Annotated in this window: 15 protein-coding genes and 2 pseudogenes; 7 read left to right on the top strand and 10 right to left on the bottom strand. The window is 71.8% G+C overall.

Features of this window, described 5'->3' with window-relative positions; all coding sequences use genetic code 11:
* Nucleotides 1–68 precede the first annotated feature (68 nt).
* Nucleotides 69–554 (bottom strand): hypothetical protein, encoded by a 486-nt coding sequence (locus ABZ079_RS03670; protein ID WP_356937753.1) that lies wholly within the window; start codon nt 552–554, stop codon nt 69–71.
* A 463-nt stretch (nt 555–1,017) separates the two neighbouring features.
* Between ABZ079_RS03670 and ABZ079_RS03675 the strand changes: the two genes are divergently transcribed.
* Together ABZ079_RS03675 and ABZ079_RS03680 are read left to right on the top strand one after the other, a co-directional pair.
* On the top strand, nt 1,018–1,905 hold the full coding sequence (locus tag ABZ079_RS03675) for an ABC transporter ATP-binding protein (protein WP_356938115.1): 888 nt from the start codon (nt 1,018–1,020) through the stop codon (nt 1,903–1,905).
* Entirely contained in the window at nt 1,902–2,753 is an 852-nt protein-coding gene (locus ABZ079_RS03680) for an ABC transporter permease (RefSeq protein ID WP_356937754.1), read from the top strand. Before ABZ079_RS03675 ends, ABZ079_RS03680 begins: the two co-directional genes overlap by 4 nt.
* 32 nt (nt 2,754–2,785) lie before the next feature.
* On the opposite strand, the pseudogene ABZ079_RS03685 reads toward ABZ079_RS03680, so the two are convergent.
* A pseudogene (locus ABZ079_RS03685) lies at nt 2,786–2,908 on the bottom strand (IS630 family transposase); the annotation flags it as partial.
* Between the two features lie 141 nt (nt 2,909–3,049).
* On the opposite strand from ABZ079_RS03685, the gene ABZ079_RS03690 reads away from it, so the two are divergent.
* The 4 genes from ABZ079_RS03690 to ABZ079_RS03705 all read left to right on the top strand — a co-directional run bounded on the left by ABZ079_RS03690 (nt 3,050) and on the right by ABZ079_RS03705 (nt 7,044).
* Nucleotides 3,050–3,976, top strand: coding sequence for an oxidoreductase (locus tag ABZ079_RS03690; RefSeq protein ID WP_356937755.1), 927 nt, complete (start codon nt 3,050–3,052; stop codon nt 3,974–3,976).
* Between the two features lie 86 nt (nt 3,977–4,062).
* Complete coding sequence (locus ABZ079_RS03695) at nt 4,063–5,319, top strand: sugar ABC transporter substrate-binding protein (RefSeq protein ID WP_356937756.1); 1,257 nt, start codon at nt 4,063–4,065, stop codon at nt 5,317–5,319.
* A complete protein-coding gene (locus tag ABZ079_RS03700; RefSeq protein WP_356937757.1) occupies nt 5,316–6,218 on the top strand; it encodes a sugar ABC transporter permease in 903 nt (300 codons plus the stop codon). Before ABZ079_RS03695 ends, ABZ079_RS03700 begins: the two co-directional genes overlap by 4 nt.
* Nucleotides 6,211–7,044 (top strand): carbohydrate ABC transporter permease, encoded by an 834-nt coding sequence (locus tag ABZ079_RS03705; RefSeq protein WP_356937758.1) that lies wholly within the window; start codon nt 6,211–6,213, stop codon nt 7,042–7,044. Before ABZ079_RS03700 ends, ABZ079_RS03705 begins: the two co-directional genes overlap by 8 nt.
* A gap of 16 nt (nt 7,045–7,060) precedes the next feature.
* On the opposite strand, the gene ABZ079_RS03710 is transcribed toward ABZ079_RS03705, so the two are convergent.
* The 5 genes from ABZ079_RS03710 to ABZ079_RS03730 all read right to left on the bottom strand — a co-directional run bounded on the left by ABZ079_RS03710 (nt 7,061) and on the right by ABZ079_RS03730 (nt 12,726).
* The gene (locus tag ABZ079_RS03710; protein ID WP_356937759.1) at nt 7,061–7,834 is read right to left on the bottom strand and encodes a glucose 1-dehydrogenase; all 774 of its coding nucleotides are present in this window, start codon (nt 7,832–7,834) and stop codon (nt 7,061–7,063) included.
* Nucleotides 7,835–7,915: 81 nt separating this feature from the next.
* Nucleotides 7,916–8,500 (bottom strand): TetR/AcrR family transcriptional regulator, encoded by a 585-nt coding sequence (locus ABZ079_RS03715; protein ID WP_356937760.1) that lies wholly within the window; start codon nt 8,498–8,500, stop codon nt 7,916–7,918.
* Nucleotides 8,501–8,557: 57 nt separating this feature from the next.
* Complete coding sequence (gene nirD, locus ABZ079_RS03720; RefSeq protein WP_356937761.1) at nt 8,558–8,908, bottom strand: nitrite reductase small subunit NirD; 351 nt, start codon at nt 8,906–8,908, stop codon at nt 8,558–8,560.
* A complete protein-coding gene (nirB, locus tag ABZ079_RS03725) occupies nt 8,905–11,511 on the bottom strand; it encodes a nitrite reductase large subunit NirB (protein WP_356937762.1) in 2,607 nt (868 codons plus the stop codon). The genes nirD and nirB overlap by 4 nt, the downstream gene beginning before the upstream one ends.
* The gene (locus ABZ079_RS03730) at nt 11,512–12,726 is read right to left on the bottom strand and encodes an FAD-dependent oxidoreductase (protein WP_356937763.1); all 1,215 of its coding nucleotides are present in this window, start codon (nt 12,724–12,726) and stop codon (nt 11,512–11,514) included.
* A gap of 208 nt (nt 12,727–12,934) precedes the next feature.
* On the opposite strand from ABZ079_RS03730, the gene ABZ079_RS03735 reads away from it, so the two are divergent.
* Nucleotides 12,935–13,717 carry a sulfite exporter TauE/SafE family protein gene (locus ABZ079_RS03735; protein ID WP_356937764.1) on the top strand — a complete coding sequence of 261 codons (783 nt, stop codon included), beginning with the start codon at nt 12,935–12,937 and terminating at the stop codon, nt 13,715–13,717.
* A gap of 8 nt (nt 13,718–13,725) precedes the next feature.
* Here ABZ079_RS03735 and ABZ079_RS03740 read toward each other — a convergent pair.
* The 3 genes and pseudogenes from ABZ079_RS03740 to ABZ079_RS03750 all read right to left on the bottom strand — a co-directional run bounded on the left by ABZ079_RS03740 (nt 13,726) and on the right by ABZ079_RS03750 (nt 15,570).
* A pseudogene (locus tag ABZ079_RS03740) lies at nt 13,726–14,079 on the bottom strand (hypothetical protein).
* A gap of 221 nt (nt 14,080–14,300) precedes the next feature.
* A complete protein-coding gene (locus ABZ079_RS03745) occupies nt 14,301–14,939 on the bottom strand; it encodes a class F sortase (protein ID WP_356937765.1) in 639 nt (212 codons plus the stop codon).
* Nucleotides 14,940–15,060: 121 nt separating this feature from the next.
* Nucleotides 15,061–15,570 (bottom strand): hypothetical protein, encoded by a 510-nt coding sequence (locus tag ABZ079_RS03750; protein WP_356937766.1) that lies wholly within the window; start codon nt 15,568–15,570, stop codon nt 15,061–15,063.
* Nucleotides 15,571–15,726: the final 156 nt, after the last annotated feature.

The following is a 15,726-nucleotide window of genomic DNA, read 5'->3' on the forward strand; positions in this document are numbered from 1 at the left end:
CGGCCGAACTCCTCGACTCCGCGACGACGGTCACCGCCGAGAAGGGGCAGGGTGACGAGCGGACCCGCCTAGCCTCTGTCTCCTCGATCGTCTGTGGGTGGGAGGGCTTGCGGATCTTCCAGGGTGGTGCCGTCCGGCCTCCGTCCGAAGGCGGCCGCGAGAACGGCGGGGAGGTCGGCCTCGGGGACCGTGGGGCGCACCTCCGCCAGGACCTGAGGGAAGTCGTCATCACTGATGACACCCAGGAACTCCTGGCGCAATCGGTGAATGACCTCGACCAGCTCGGGCCGCAGCCGCATCCAGCCGCGGGACGTGCGAATCTCCTCCTCGACCTGCTCCATGAACCAGCGCATGACCTTGTAGGGGACGTCCAGGTGTTCCGCGGGGGGATCGAAGCACACCGTCGGCTCCCGGGCCGGGTCCTCGTCGGGGACGATCGCGGTCACCAGTCTTCGCTGACCGGCAACGAGGTCCAGTTCCAGGTACCACGCGTCGTCGGGTACGGAGTACATCGTGGTGATCGAGAAAACGCCGTCAGGGTGCGGAAGGGCCATGGCCTCATGCTGTCAGGCCGTCCGTGGGCGCCCTGCTCCCCGTGCCTTGCCGGGGGCCCGTGCGGGCGGGCACCGCGTGGTCGTGCCCGGGGCCGCCGGCACCGTCTGGACCCGGACGCCACCAGCGGCTCGATGCCGGTCACCCCGCGCCCCGGCACATGCCGTCTGGGGCTCTGACCGGGAACGTTCGCCACATCGGGGAACAGCAGGGGATACCCGAACCGTTCGGTAATGTGTTCGTCCGGGGAGGGTCCGAACGGTTGCTGCCAGGCGGCACCGGCAGCCACAGCCGTAGACACGTCCCATGACCACGGACGTCGGCACGGCCTCCGGCCCCTCATCCCAGAGGACGGGCCACGAGATGGACGGGGGAACACCGTTGACGACCGCTCACGCCGTATCCGGGGTTGGGGGCAGCCCACCGCCGGAGAGCGACACGGTCATCGCCGTACGCGAGCTGCGGATGCGCTACCGCAGCCAGGACGTACTGAAGGGCGTCGGCTTCACGGCCCGGCGAGGCAAGATCGTCGTGCTGCTCGGCCCGAACGGCGCGGGCAAGACGACCACGATCGAGGTCTTGGAGGGCTTCCGGATGCGCTCGGCCGGTGACGTGGCCGTCCTCGGCACCGATCCGGCTCGCGGGGACGAGCGGTGGCGTGCGCGCCTCGGCATCGTGCTGCAGTCCTGGCGCGACCACGGCAAGTGGCGGGTACGGGAACTGCTGTCCCATCTCGGCTCGTACTACGCGCCGTACTCCACCACCCGCGTGCGGCGCCCGTGGGACGTTGACGAGCTCCTCGCCGCGGTGGGGCTGACCGAGCAGGCGGACAAGCGGGTCGGAACCCTGTCCGGCGGGCAGCGCAGGCGTTTCGACGTGGCCGTCGGCATCGTAGGCAGACCCGAGCTGCTGTTTCTGGACGAGCCGACGGCCGGTCTGGACCCGGAGGCCAGGAACGAGTTCCACGGCCTGGTACGCGGGCTCGCGGACGAGAACACCACCGTTCTGCTCACCACGCACGACCTCGCCGAGGCGGAGAGGCTCGCCGACCGGATCCTCATTCTGGCTGGTGGCCGTATCGTGGCCGATGGCTCGGCCGAGGAACTGTCCCGGCAGGTATCGGCCGAGGCCACCGTGCGCTGGACGCGGGACGGGCAGCCCTTCGAGCAGGCGACGGCCGAGCCCACCCGGTTCGTCCGTCGGTTGTTCGAGGAGCACGGCGAGGCGATCGGCGGGCTGGAGGTGCGCCGGGCGAGCCTGGAAGACACCTACCTGACGATGGTGCGGGAGCTGGAGGCGGGGAGCGTTCCCGGTGAGCGGGCGGCACATGCTTTCGGGGAGGGATCGCGATGAGTCCGGTGTGGTACGCGGTGGGAGTCGGAGTGCGGCGCGGCTGGACGGAACTCCGGCAGACCCTGACCACCGGCCAGGACGTGTTCGGGTACGTGCTCTGGACGGTCCTGCTCATCGTTCCGCTGTTCTTGGTCCGGGACGATCCGCTGAAGGGCGCCGGCGTCTCGGTCGGCGCGTTCATGCTGCCGAGCATGGTGGGGATGACGCTTGCGTTCACCGGGATGATGACCACGGCGCAGCTCCTCGCGACCGAGCGCGAAGACGGCACGCTGCTGCGGGCCAAGGCCGTGCCCCACGGCATGGTCGGCCACCTGGTCGGCAAGGTCATCATGGTGTCGGGGACGGCTCTCGTCTCCATGGCGCTCCCCTTTGCCGTTGGCGTCTTCCTCGTCGACGGGGTTGCCCGACAGGGCGGCGGAGCGTTGCTGACGCTGGTGTGGGTGGTGCCGCTGGGTCTGCTGGCAACCCTGCCGATGGGCGCCGTCATCGGCTCACTCGTCGCCAGTCCGCGCACCGTCGGGTTGCTGATGCTTCCGGTGATGGGGCTCGTCGTGATCTCGGGGGTCTACTTCCCCCTGTCGAGGCTGCCCGAGTGGCTTCAGACCGTCGGGCAGATCTTCCCCGTGTACTGGCTCGGCCTCGGCCTACGGGCCGCCTTGCTGCCGGCCGAAGCGGTCGCCGCCGAGATCGGCGAATCCTGGCGGCACCTGGAGACAGCCGGCGTGCTGGGTGCCTGGGCGGTCGCCGGGCTGCTCCTCGCACCGTCCGTCCTGCGCAGGATGGCCCGCCGCGAGTCCGGCGCCGCGATGGCGGAACGGCACCGGAAGGCGATGCAGCGAGTCGGTTAGTGATGTGACGGGGATGCCGGCCCGGTTCCCGGTCAGACCGCGCTGGACAGAGGGCGCCCGCCCCAGCGGATGTTCTTCTCGCCGCGGATGCGGGCGCGTGCCTTGCGCTGGGCGGCGAGCACGTCGGGGTGACGGGCGTGGGCGTTGCGCCGGCGCGGACAGCGGTGCAGGGGTCCGGCCCTGCGCGGGACGGCGGAACGTCACCTCCTGTCCAACCGGTCCCGCCACCGACCCGGCGACCTGTGCGGTCCCGGCACTAGGCTGGGCGGACCACCCGATGCGGAGGGAGCCTGCCCATGGCCGGCTGGACCACGACCGACATCCCCGACCTGACCGGCCGCGTCGCCGTCGTCACCGGGGCCAACAGCGGGCTCGGGTACGTCACCGCCCGGGAGCTGGCCCGTCGGGGAGCGCGGGTGGTGCTGGGGTGCCGGAGCGAGGCGCGGGGGAGGCAGGCCGTCGAGCGGCTCGTGGGAGAAGTGCCTCAGGCGTCCGTCGAACTCGGACGGCTCGATCTCGGGGATCTCGCGTCCGTGCGGGAGTTCGCGGACCGGCTGCCCCACGACCGGCTCGATCTGCTCGTCAACAACGCCGGCCTGATGGCCGTGCCGTACGGGACCACCGCCGACGGGTTCGAGACGCAGTTCGGGGTCAACCACCTCGGGCACTTCGCGCTCACCGGACTGCTCCTGCCCCGGCTGCTGGCCGCCCCGGGCGCCCGGATCGTGACCGTCTCCAGCATGATGCACGCCCTCGCCAACATCGACATCCGGGATCTCGACAGCCGGCGCCGGTACGGGCGTTGGATCGCCTACGCGCGGTCCAAGAGCGCCAATCTGCTCTTCACGCACGAGCTGGCACGCAGGCTGGCGGCCCAGGGCGCCGATGCCGTCGCGGCCGCGGCCCACCCCGGGTACGCCGCCACCGATCTCCAGACCGCCGGGCCGCGCGCCGAGGGGCGCCGGGCGGCGGAGTGGATGATGAAGGCCGCCAATCGGCTCTTCGCCCAGCCCGCCGGGGCCGGAGCCCTGCCCACGCTGTACGCGGCGACCGCGCCCGGCGTGCGGCCCGACTCCTACTTCGGGCCCTCGTTCGCGATGTGGCGGGGTGCGCCGGTGCCGTCCCGGCGGGCGCCCTGGACCGTCGACGACGCTGTTTCCCGCAGGCTCTGGCAGCAATCGGTGCGGCTGACCGGCGTGTCCTACGACGGCCTCGAGGAGTGACACAGCGCCGCAACACCCCTTTCGTAATCGCCGCGCATGGTTGATCGTTGGGCCGTGCATCGATGACGAGCGTCAGGGGGCACACGATGACGATCAGCCGCAGGGCACTGCTGGTCGCGGGCGCGGGGACCGGGCTCCTCACCGCCTGCGGATCGAACACCGGACGGGGCGGTGATGACGGCGGGGGCCCGGGGCCGGTGCTGTCGCAGTGGTATCACCAGTACGGCGAGGCCGGTACCGAGCAGGCGGTCGAGCGGTACGCCGCCTCCTACGGGAAGGCACGCGTCAAAGTCCAGTGGCGGCCGGGGAACTACGACCAGCAGACCGCCGCGGCACTGCTCACCGGCTCCGGACCGGACGTCTTCGAGGGCGGGCCCACGCTCGACCAGATCCAGGGCGGCCAGGTCGTCGACCTCACCGACCTCCTGGACGGCGTCAAGGACGACTTCACCCCGGCCGTGCTCACGCCGAAGACGTACGACGGGAAGATCTGGGGCATCCCTCAGGTCATCGACATGCAGCTCCTCTACTACCGCAAGAGCCTGTTACGGGACGCCGGAGTGGAGCCGCCCACCACTCTGGACGCGCTCGTCGACGCCGCCCGGAAGCTCACCGGCAGCAAGGCCAAGGGGCTCTTCCTCGGCAACGACGGGGGAGCCGGTGTGCTCGGCGGAACGCCCTTGTACGCGGCGGGACTCGAGATCGTCACCGAGGACGGCAAGGTCGGCTTCGACGACCCGGCCGCCGCCCGCACCCTCGGCAAGCTGCACCAGCTGTACGCCGACAAGTCCCTCCTGCTCGGTGCCCCGGCCGACTGGTCCGACCCGTCCGCCTTCCTCCAGGGGCTGACCGCGATGCAGTGGTCCGGGTTGTGGGCGCTGCCGCAGGTGCAGAAGGAACTCGGCGACGACTTCGGGGTGCTGCCGTTTCCCCGGGACGGAGGCCACGGCCGTCCCGCGGTGCCCGTCGGCGCGTACGGGTCCGCCGTCAGCGCCCGCAGCACACGGCGGGCGGCGGCCAAGGAGTTCGTGAAGTGGCTGTGGGTCGAACGGACCGACCACCAGCAGGACTTCGCCCTCTCCTACGGCTTCCACATCCCCGCCCGGATCTCCCTCGCCAGGAAGGCCGGCAGGCTCAGGTCGGGCGCCGCCGCCGACGCCGTCCGCTTCACCACCGAGCACGGCCACACCGCCCAGCCGCTGCTGTGGACCCCGGCGAGCCAGACCGCCTACCAGGACGCGCTCAGCCGGATCATCAAGAGCGGGGCCGATCCGGAGAGCGAGCTGAAGACGGTCGTACGGAAGGTGTCGGACGAACTCGACCGGGTCAAGAAGAAGTCGTGAGGCGCCGACGGGCACGGTGGTTCTGGGTGTTCGTCGGGCCCTTCGCCCTGGGGCTCACGCTGTTCACCTACGTTCCGCTGCTGTGGAGCGTGGGCCTGAGTTTCTTCGACGCGCACAACACCGTCACGCCCACGCACTTCGTCGGAGTGGACAACTACACGGCGATGCTGCGGGACGACGCGTTCGTCGACAGCCTGTGGACCTTCCTCCTCTTCACCGCCTTCATCGTGCCCGCGACCTACGTGTCCGCCCTCTCCCTCGCCCTGATGGTCAACCGCGTCGGGCGCGCCCGGGCCTTCTTCCGGTCGGTGTTCTTCCTTCCCGCCGCGTGCAGTTATGTCGTGGCCGCCCTGATCTGGAAGATGTCGATCTTCAACGGGGTGCGCTTCGGGCTGGCCAACACGGTGCTCGGCTGGTTCGGCGGCGATCCCGTGGCCTGGCTGTCCACCACCGATCCGCCCTGGTACTGGCTGGTCATCGTCACCGTGCGACTGTGGCTCCAGGCCGGGTTCTACATGATCCTGTTCCTCGCCGGGCTGCAACGCATCGACCCGGTGCTGTACGAGGCGGCCGCCGTGGACGGGGCGCGGCCCGGCTGGACGGTGCTGCGGCACATCACCCTGCCCCAGCTGCGCGCCACCTCGGTCGCGGTGGTGCTGCTGCTCGTCGTCAACGCCTTCCAGGCCTTCGACGAGTTCTACAACCTGCTGTCCGACGCGCGGGGTTATCCACCGTACGCCCGGCCGCCGCTCGTCTACCTCTACTACACCGCCCTCGGGCAGGGGCAGGACCTGGGGAGCGGCAGCGCGGGCGCGGTGCTCCTGGCGCTGGTGATCGCCCTGGTCACGGTGGGTCAGGCGCGCTGGCTGAAGCTGGGAAGGACGGACGCCGATGGATGACGCCCTGGTACGGGCCGGGCGGGCGCTGCGGCTGGTGCTGCTGATCGTGCTCGCCCTGCTCTTCCTGATCCCGTTCTACCTGCTGGTCCGCAACGGACTGGCCAGCGAGCAGGACATCACCTCGCCCGAGTGGACCTTCCTTCCGGGTGAGCCGAGGTGGGGGAACGTCCGGGAGCTGTTCGGTGATCCGTCCGTGCCCTTCGCCCGGTCCCTGCTCAACTCCGCGCTGATCGCGGTCGCGACGACGCTCGGCACGCTGCTCCTGGCCTCCCTCGCGGGCTACGGCCTCGCCCGCATCCCGTACCGGCATGCGAACAAGGTCTTCTACGGCATTCTCGGCACCCTGCTGGTTCCGGCCGCCGTGACCTTCGTACCGAGCTTCGTGCTGGTGTCGTCGCTGGGCTGGATCTCCACCCTCCGCGGACTGATCGTGCCGACCCTCTTCCCCGCCTTCGCCTGCTTCGTCTTCCGGCAGTGCTTCCTGGGTTTCCCGCGGGAGCTGGAGGACGCGGCGCAGGTCGACGGGCTCGGCTACTGGCGTACGTACTGGCTGGTGGTCGTGCCGAACGCGCGGCCGGTGTTCGCGGCGGTCGGGACGATCGTGTTCCTGGGCGCCTGGAACTCCTTCCTGTGGCCGCTGGTGATCGGGCAGGACCGGAACGCCTGGACGGTGCAGGTGGCGCTGTCGTCGTTCACCACGTCCCAGGTCATCCGGCTGCACGAGCTGTTCGTGGCGGCGTCCGTGTCGATCCTGCCGCTGCTGCTGGTGTTCCTGTGCTTCCAGCGGTGGATCGTGGCGGGGGTGGAGCGGTCGGGGATCGACTAGGCCGGCGGAACACGGCTCACAGGGAGCCGCCGCTGTCCACCACCAGGTCGGTGCCGACGACCGAGGCCGCGTCGTCCGAGGCCAGGTAGAGGACGGCGGCGGCAACCTCCTGGGTGGTGGCGATCCGGCCCAGCGGGAGGGTGGCCCGGGCGCGTTCGGCCCGGTCCGTCTCCGTCTCGCCGGGGCGCAGGGACATGGAGGTCTCGGTGGCACCCGGGCTGACCACGTTGATACGGACCCCGTCCCGGATGTGGTCCAGCGCGGCGCCCCGGCTGAGCGCGGTCACGGCGGCCTTGGTGGCGGAGTAGGCGGCGGCCCCGGGGGAGGCCGCGTGCAGGCCGAAGGTGGAGGAGACGGTGACGATCGCACCGCCCGCCGGCTGGGTGCGCATCTGGCGGATCTGGGCCCGGAGGGCCAGGTACACGCCGGTGACGTTGGTCGCGAGCTGGGTGTGCCAGTCGTGCTCCGGGAGGTCGGCGAGGGGCGGGCCGCCCCGGAAGACGCCCGCGTTGTTGACCGCCACGTCGAGTGAGCCGAAGTGCTCGACGGCGGCTCGCACCAGGGCCTCGGCGTCGGCCGCGAGAGAGACGTCGGCGCTCATCGCGAGGGCCTTGCCGCCCTGCTCCTCGATCAGCCGGACGGTCTCGGCAAGGGGTTCCGGTCGTCGCCCGGCCGCGACGACCCGCGCTCCCTCGGTGGCGAGAGCGAGGGCGACGGTCCGGCCGATGCCGGATCCGGCGCCGGTGACGAGGGCCGTGCGGCCGGTGAAGCGGTCCCGTGCGGTGGTCATGCTCTCCCCTTATTCTTGACTGATCGGTTCAGTATTCGATGCGGAAAAAGGCCCTCCCGTGGAGGGCGCACATCGGGTGGTTCAGTCGAGCAGCGCCAGGGCCTGCTCCGCCGCGTCCCGGACCCGGGCCGGGTCCGCCGACGCCTTGCCGACGACCCGCAGGCCCTGCATCAGCACCAGCAGGGTGCGTGCGAGGGTGAGCGGGTCGCGGTCGGCGGGCAGCTCGCCCTGGGCCTGGGCGCGGGTCAGGGCCGAGTGCAGCACGGTCTCCATATGGTCCCAGTTGCGCTCCACGCGCCGTGTGGCGGCGGCGTCGTGCGGCGCCAGCTCGGCCGCCGTGTTGGTGATCATGCAGCCGTTCAGGCGGAGTTCGTCGTCGGCGGACTCCGCCGCATAGCGCCGCACGACCGCTCGCACGGCCGGCAGCGCGGGGCCCGGCTGGGACAGCTCGCGCACGATCCCGGTGAGCCCCGTCTGCTCGTACCGGTCCAGCGCCTTCAGGTACAGCTCGTGCTTGCTGCCGAAGGTGGCGTACAGGCTGGCCCTGCCGATGCCCAGGTGCCCGACCAGGTCGGCCATCGAGGTCGCCTCGTAGCCGCGCCGCCAGAACAGCTCCAGGGCTGACTGCAGCGCGGCATCGGGGTCGAACTCCTTGGTCCTGGCCATGTGTCGCAGCCTAGGCGTTTCTGGAACGATCAGTCAAGCATTCCGGTCGGGGACGGGTCAGGCGGCCCGCACCTGGTAGGCGGCCACCCGTACCGACTCGTCGTCCAGGCACTGCCCGCTGGTCAGGTCGAAGCGCTGCTTCAGCAGGGGGGACGCCACGAACGGGCGGCCCTGATCGGTGCCGGTCAGGCCCCGGGCGAGGACGGCCGCGCCGGTGAAGGGGTCGACGTTGTCGATGGCGTACAGCTGGTCGGAACGGTCGCGGAAGAGGGCCACCTGGCGGCCGTCCGGCAGAAGGGCGGCCACCCCACGGCCCGGGATCAGCGCGCTCAGGTCACAGACCGTGAACCAGCCGTCGCCAAGCTGCAGTTGGACCTTCAGGTCGGTGGTCTCGAGGGCCAGGGTCATCGCTGGGCGGTTCCTTCCAGGACGTCGGCGGGCCGCGTGCCGATGGTGAGCAGCGGCAGGTCGGGCTTGATCTGGTCGCGCTCGGGGACGAAGGCGACGACGGGGTCGGGGGTGTCAGGGGCGTTCACGAAGGACACGAACCGGGCGAGCTTCTCGGGGTCGTTGATGGTCTCGGCCCACTCGTCGCGGTAGCTGCCGACGTGCGCCGCCATGAGCGCCTCCAGCTCCTCGCAGATGCCGAGCGAGTCGTGCACCACCACGTCCCGTACGTGGTCCAGGCCGCCCGGGATCCGCTCCAGCCAGGCCGAGGTGCGCTCCAGCCGGTCGGCGGTGCGGATGTAGAACATCAGGAACCGGTCGATCAGCCGGACGAGTTCGGCGTCGGACAGGTCCTGGGCGAGGAGGTCCGCATGGCGCGGGGTCGCGCCGCCGTTGCCGCCGACGTACAGGTTCCAGCCGTTGGCCGTGGCGATCACGCCGAAGTCCTTGGACTGGGCCTCGGCGCACTCGCGGGCGCACCCGGAGACCGCCGACTTGAGCTTGTGCGGCGACCTGAGGCCCCGGTAGCGCAGCTCCAGGTCGATCGCCATGCGGACCGAGTCCTGCACGCCGTAGCGGCACCAGGTCTGCCCTACACAGGACTTCACCGTGCGCAGCGACTTGCCGTAGGCGTGCCCGGACTCGAAGCCGGCGTCCACCAGCCTGGCCCAGATCAGGGGAAGCTGCTCCACCCGGGCGCCGAACATGTCGATCCGCTGGCCGCCGGTGATCTTCGTGTAGAGGCCGAAGTCCCGGGCGATCTCACCGATCACGATCAGTTTCTCGGGCGCGATCTCCCCGCCGGGGATGCGCGGCACGACCGAGTACGAGCCGTTCTTCTGCAGGTTGGCGAGGAAGTGGTCGTTGGTGTCCTGCAGGGCCGCCTGCTCGCCGTCGAGGACGTAACCGCTCGCGCCGATCGTCGGGGCGAGGGAGGCGATGATCGAGGCCACCGCCGGCTTGCAGACCTCGCAGCCGTCGCCACCCCGGGCGCCCTCGCGGCCGTGGCGGTCCAGCAGGTCCTGGTACGAGGTGATGCGCAGGGCGAGGACGACCTCGTACAGCTCCTCGCGGGTCTGCGCGAAGCAGCCGCACAGGCCCTTGTCGACCTCGATACCGGACGCCTCCAGCTCGGTGGTGACCAGCTGGCCGAGTACCTTCACGCAACTGCCGCAGCCGGTACCGGCCTTGGTGCACTTCTTCACCTCGGGAACGGTGGTGCACTTGTGCTCGGTGACCGCGCCGCGGATCGTGCCCTTGCTGACGTTGTGGCAGGAGCAGACGATCGCCTCGTCCGGCAGGGCCGACGGGCCGAGCTGGGCCCCCGAGTCCGCTCCGGCGGGCAGGACCAGGGACTCGGGGGAGATCGGTGGCACGGAACCCGTCAGTGCGCGCAGCGTGCCGTACGCCTCCGCGTCACCGACCAGGATGCCGCCGAGCAGCGTGCCGTCGCGGCCGATGACCAGCTTCTTGTACAGCCCCGCGCGGGAGTCGGAGTAGACGACGTCCAGGCAGTCCTCGGTGGTGCCGTGCGCGTCGCCGAAGGAGGCCACGTCCACGCCGAGCAGCTTGAGCTTGGTGGACAGGTCGGCGCCGGTGAAGGACGCCTCGTCCTCGGCGATGGTCGCGGCGACCGTCTGGGCCTGCTCGTAACCGGGGGCGACCAGGCCGTACACCCGGCCGTCCGACGCCAGCGCACACTCTCCGATGGCGAAGACGTGCGGGTCGGTGACCGTACGGCACTGCTCGTCGACGGAGATGCCGCCGCGCTCGCCGACCGCCAGACCGCAGTCGCGGGCCAGCTGGTCGCGGGGGCGGACACCGGCGCTGAACACCACCATGTCGCTGGCGAGTTCGGAGCCGTCGGACAGCTTCATGCCGGTGACGGCGCCCGAGGCGTCCGTCAGGATCTCCTGGGTGCCCACGCCGGTGTGGACCGTCAGGCCCATGTCCTCGATGGTGCGCAGCAGGGCAGCGCCACCGCCGTCGTCCACCTGCACCGGCATCAGGCGCGGCGCGAACTCCACGATGTGGGCGTTCAGCCCGAGGCCCTTCAGCGCACCGGCCGCCTCCAGACCGAGCAGACCACCGCCGACCACCGCACCGGTCGTGGCGCGGGACTTGGCGTACTCCTCGATCGCGAGCAGGTCCTCGATGGTGCGGTAGACGAAGCAGCCGGTGGCGTCCTTGTTCGGCACCGGCGGTACGAACGGATAGGAGCCGGTGGCCAGGACGAGGACGTCGTAGTCGACGACCAGACCCGAGCGGGCGGTCACCTTCTTCGCCTCGCGGTCGATCGTCTCCGCCGGGTCGCCGACGTACAGCTCGATGCCGTGGTCCTTGATGAACTCCATGTCGGTCATGGAGAGGTCTTCCGGCGTCCGGCCCGAGAAGTACGAGGTCAGCTGCACGCGGTCGTAGGCCGGACGCGGCTCCTCGCACAGTACGACCACGCGGTGCGTGGCGGTCAGGCCGCGCTCGGCGAGCGCTTCGAGGAAGCGCTGGCCGACCATGCCGTGGCCGACGAGCACGATCGTGGGGTTGGCCCCCAGGGTGGCGGTCATTCAGGAGCCTCCATCGTTGGTGAGCAGGTGGAGCAGAGGGCCGTCGTCGGGGAGCGGCTCTGCTCCCTCCCAGGCGCGGGCGAGCGCGCCGACGGTCCCGAGTTCGCCGACGAGAACCCCGCCGACCAGGCGGTCGTCGCGGACGACGACCTTGCGGTAGGTGCCCCGGGTGGCGTCGGTGATCCGCACCACGTCGTCGCCGGGGCGCGCCTCGGTCTCGCCGAACGCGGCGAGGTCGAAGGGGGAACCCGGGCCGGTCAGGGTCAGCCGGGTCAGGGAACGCGTGCCCACGTAGCGGGCGTGCGCGTCACCCGCGAGCAACTCCGCGAGCCGCTCGGCCTGTTCCAGGGCGGGGGCGGCCAGCCCGTAGACCGTGCCGTCGTGCTGGACGCAGTCGCCGATGGCGTGGATGTGCGGGTCCGAGGTGCGCAGCCGGTCGTCGACGAGGATGCCTTTGTGGACGGCGAGCCCCGCCTGCTCCGCCAGGCCGGTGCGCGGGCGCACCCCGCAGGCGACCACCACGAGGTCGGCGTCGAGGGCGTAGCCGTCGGCCAGCTCCACCGAGCGGACCGCGCCCGCGACACAGCGCACGTCCCGCACCCGGCACTCGGTGTGCACCTCGACGCCCAGGTCCGTCAGGTGCCGCAGCACCAGCCGGGAGGCGTCCGGGTCCAGCTGGCGCTCCATGAGCCGCTCTGCCTGCTGGGCGAGGACCACCTGCGCGCCGCGCACGGCGAGCGCGCGGGCGGCCGACACCCCCAGCAGCCCGCCCCCGATGACGACCGCGCGCACCCCCGGCCGGACCGCCTTGGCCAGCCCCAGGCAGTCGTCCATCGTGCGGAACGCGTGGACGCCCTCGGGGAGTTGGTGGTCGGGCGTGAACAGGCCGCGCAGCGGCGGCAGTACCGGGTTGGAGCCGGTGGCCAGGACCAGGGTGTCGTATGCGATCCGGGTGCCGTCGGCGCAGTCGATGCTCCGGGCGGCACGGTCGATGCCGGTGACCCGGGCGCGCAGCAGGCCCTCGGGTGCCGGGAGGCCGATCACCTCCGGGGCGTACCGGCCGGCCAGCACCTCGGCGAGCAGCACCCGGTTGTACGGCGGGTGCTCCTCTTCGCCGACGAGCAGCGCGGGCGTGCCCAGCTCGCCGAGCCGCCGGGCGAGCCGCACGCCCGCGAGGCCGGTGCCGATCACCACCACACGCGTATTCGAGGTCATGTCCATGAGCGTGCGACCTCGACGTTACCCGGCAGCATCACTCCTGTTTCCCGCGAGGAACGCTGCCCTCAGCGGGAGCGCGCGGGGGGTGTGAGGGTCCCGTGCGCGCGACGGGTCGGGCTGTGAGGAGGCCCGGGCCAGGCGGAAAGCCTCAGAAGCCGCTCAGATGCGTGGACGGCACAATCATCCGCTGCCTAGGGTCGCCCTCATGCCCGACATACCCGTGACCGTCGTCGCCCTGCTCTGCGTGGCCGCCCTCGCGGCCGGCTGGATCGACGCGGTGGTGGGCGGGGGCGGGCTGCTGCTGTTGCCGGCGCTGCTGCTCGGGCTCCCTTCGGCCACCCCGGCCGTGTACGCGCTGGGCACCAACAAGGCGATCGCGATCGTCGGCACCACCGGCGCGGCGGTGACCTACACCCGCGGGGCTCCGGTGGACGTCGGTACGGCCGTACGCATCGGCCTCGCCGCCCTCGCCGGTTCCTCGGCGGGCGCGTTCTTCGCGGCCGGTATGAGCACGGACGTCCTCAAACCGGTGATCATGGTGGTGCTGCTCGGGGTCGCCGCCTTCGTGATCCTGCGCCCCGCCTTCGGCACGGCGCCCGCCTCCGGTCCCGCCACCCGCCGGCAGAAGCTCGCCGCGATCGGCCTGGCCGGCCTCGGCATCGGCTTCTACGACGGTCTGATCGGCCCCGGCACCGGCACGTTCCTGGTCCTGGCGCTGACCGCGGTCCTCCGGCTGGACCTGGTCACGGCCTCCGCCACCGCGAAGATCGTCAACTGCTGCACCAACGCGGGCGCCCTCGCCATGTTCGCCTGGCAGGGCACGGTGCTGTGGCGATTCGCGGCCCTGCTCGCCGTCTTCAACCTCGCGGGCGGCACCCTCGGCGCACGTACCGCGCTCAAGCAGGGCAGCGGCTTCGTCCGGGCCGTCCTGCTGACGGTCGTCTTCGCGCTGGTGGCGAACCTGGCGTACGAACAGTGGCCGGCCTGACCGTCGGATCACGCCCGCAGCAGGTCGACCAGCCCGGCGGTGTCCTCCTCCCCGTGCCCGTCGGCCGGCCGGCGGCGCATGAGGTCCAGGAACGGTGTGAGCAGTTCGCCGCTCACCCCCTGTTCCTCCGCCGTCCGCAGGAGGGTGCCGGCGCCGGCGCCGGCGACCTGCATGGCGAGGTGGGAGACGACCCCGCTCGTGTAGTCGCCGCTCGCCGCTCGCCAGTCGCTCGGCCGCCTGGTGAGCCGTCTCGGCCATCGCCCTCAGCCAGGGCACGAGCGGTGCGGCGACTCCTCGGGCGCCACGTCCTCCCCGCGCACCAGCGCGAAGGCGTGCGTGATGCCGGAGAACATGCCGTACATCCCGCTCAGCAACGCCACGTCGTGCAGCGCGGCGAGGCCGGGGTCGGTGCCCACGTACCGGGTGCCGGCCGGGACGGCATCCGGTTCCACGGTCCGGCCGCCGTGACGGAGCGGGACGGGCGGGCCGGGGAGCGGCCGCGCGTCAGCACGTTGCGGACCGTGCGGAGGACCCTGGCCGTGGTCCGCCGGTCGGCAGCGGCTCGTTCCGCAGGCGCTCTGCGCTAACGGCTCCCCGTCAGGTGTGCGAACACCACCACGTTGCCCTGGTAGCCGGTCGTCCTCGAGTAGCCGCCGCCGCAGGTGATGACGCGCAGTTCGGGGCGGGGGGCCGCGCCGTACACCTTCTGGTCGGGGAAGTTGTGGGCCGCGTACACCTCCACCGCGTCCACGGTGAACACGGCCACCGTGCCGTCCTGGCGGTCCACCTCGATGCGGGCGCCCCGCTTCAGCGCGCCCAGGTCGTAGAAGACGGCGGGGCCCTCGGCGTTGTCGACGTGGCCGGCGACGACCGCGGTGCCCGTCTCGCCGGGAAGGGTGCCGGCCTCGTACCAGCCGGCGAGGTTCTTCTTCTCGGCGGGCGGCACGTCCAGGCTGCCGGAGCGGGTGAGGGCCAGGCCCGTCAGCGGGGCGTTCACGCGGATCGCGGGGATGCGGATGCGGGTGGGCGGGGAGGGCGCGAGCGCGGCGGCCGCGAGCCGCTCACCGCCCGGATCGGGGCGGCCCTCGACGGCTGACGGCTGCGGCGGCGTGTGCGTTCCGGTACCGCCGCCGAGCAACCACACCGCCGAACCGAGGGCCACGACGGTGACCGCGGCTATGGCGGTGTCGCCGAGCCTGTCGCGCCTGGCGCTCCTGCGCATGGGAACCCCTCTCCCGGGGGCGGGCCCCCGAAGGCCCCCTCCCCCTCCGGGCCTCGAGGGGCATCGGACCCGGAGGGGGTGGGACGTGCGGTACCGGCGGACGGACAGCGGAGGGTGTCCGTCAGATCCCGTCGCCTCTCGCCCGGCGATGCAGGAGCCAGGTACCGCCCGCGGCGGCGACGGCCAGGGCCGCCACACCCGCCGCGGTCTGCACGGGGTCGGGGCCGAGTGCGCCGCCGACCCCCGTCTTCACGCTTCCTCGCGGCTGCACCTGCTCGTACACCGCGCTCAATGCCACCATCAGGTCGCCCTTCACCTGCCGGTTGCCCTCGGCACACCTGGCGACGATCTCGTACGTCCCCGGCTGTGCGCTCGGCGGCACCCGGAACTGGCCGATCGCCTCGCCCTCGTGCGCGCTGGGTGCCAGCGTGAAGGTGCCGGCGCCCACCGCACCCGCGTCCCCGGTCGCGGCACCCCTGTCCCCGCACGCGGCGGTGTTCACCGTGACCTGTGCCCCGGGTGCCACGGTGGAGGGGTACACGTCCAGGCGGCCGGTGTCGCCGGCGTAGGCGGGCCCCGCGACGGCCACGGCGAGCGCGGTACCGGTCAGCAGACGGGCGGTGCGTCGCATGGTGCTCCCCAGAGCTTGTCCGACTCGTGCCCTACCGAGATAAGTGGCTCCCGGCTCCGTTCGCCCCCTGAGGGATGGTCAGAAATGCGGTGAACGGGTGCCCGCCGCGCCCCCCACACGGGTTAGTCCGTGGGAGGTTCCGGCAGGTCATGGGCG

This window comes from Streptomyces sp. NPDC006314, from assembly GCF_040613075.1.
In the GTDB taxonomy this organism is placed as follows: domain Bacteria; phylum Actinomycetota; class Actinomycetes; order Streptomycetales; family Streptomycetaceae; genus Streptomyces.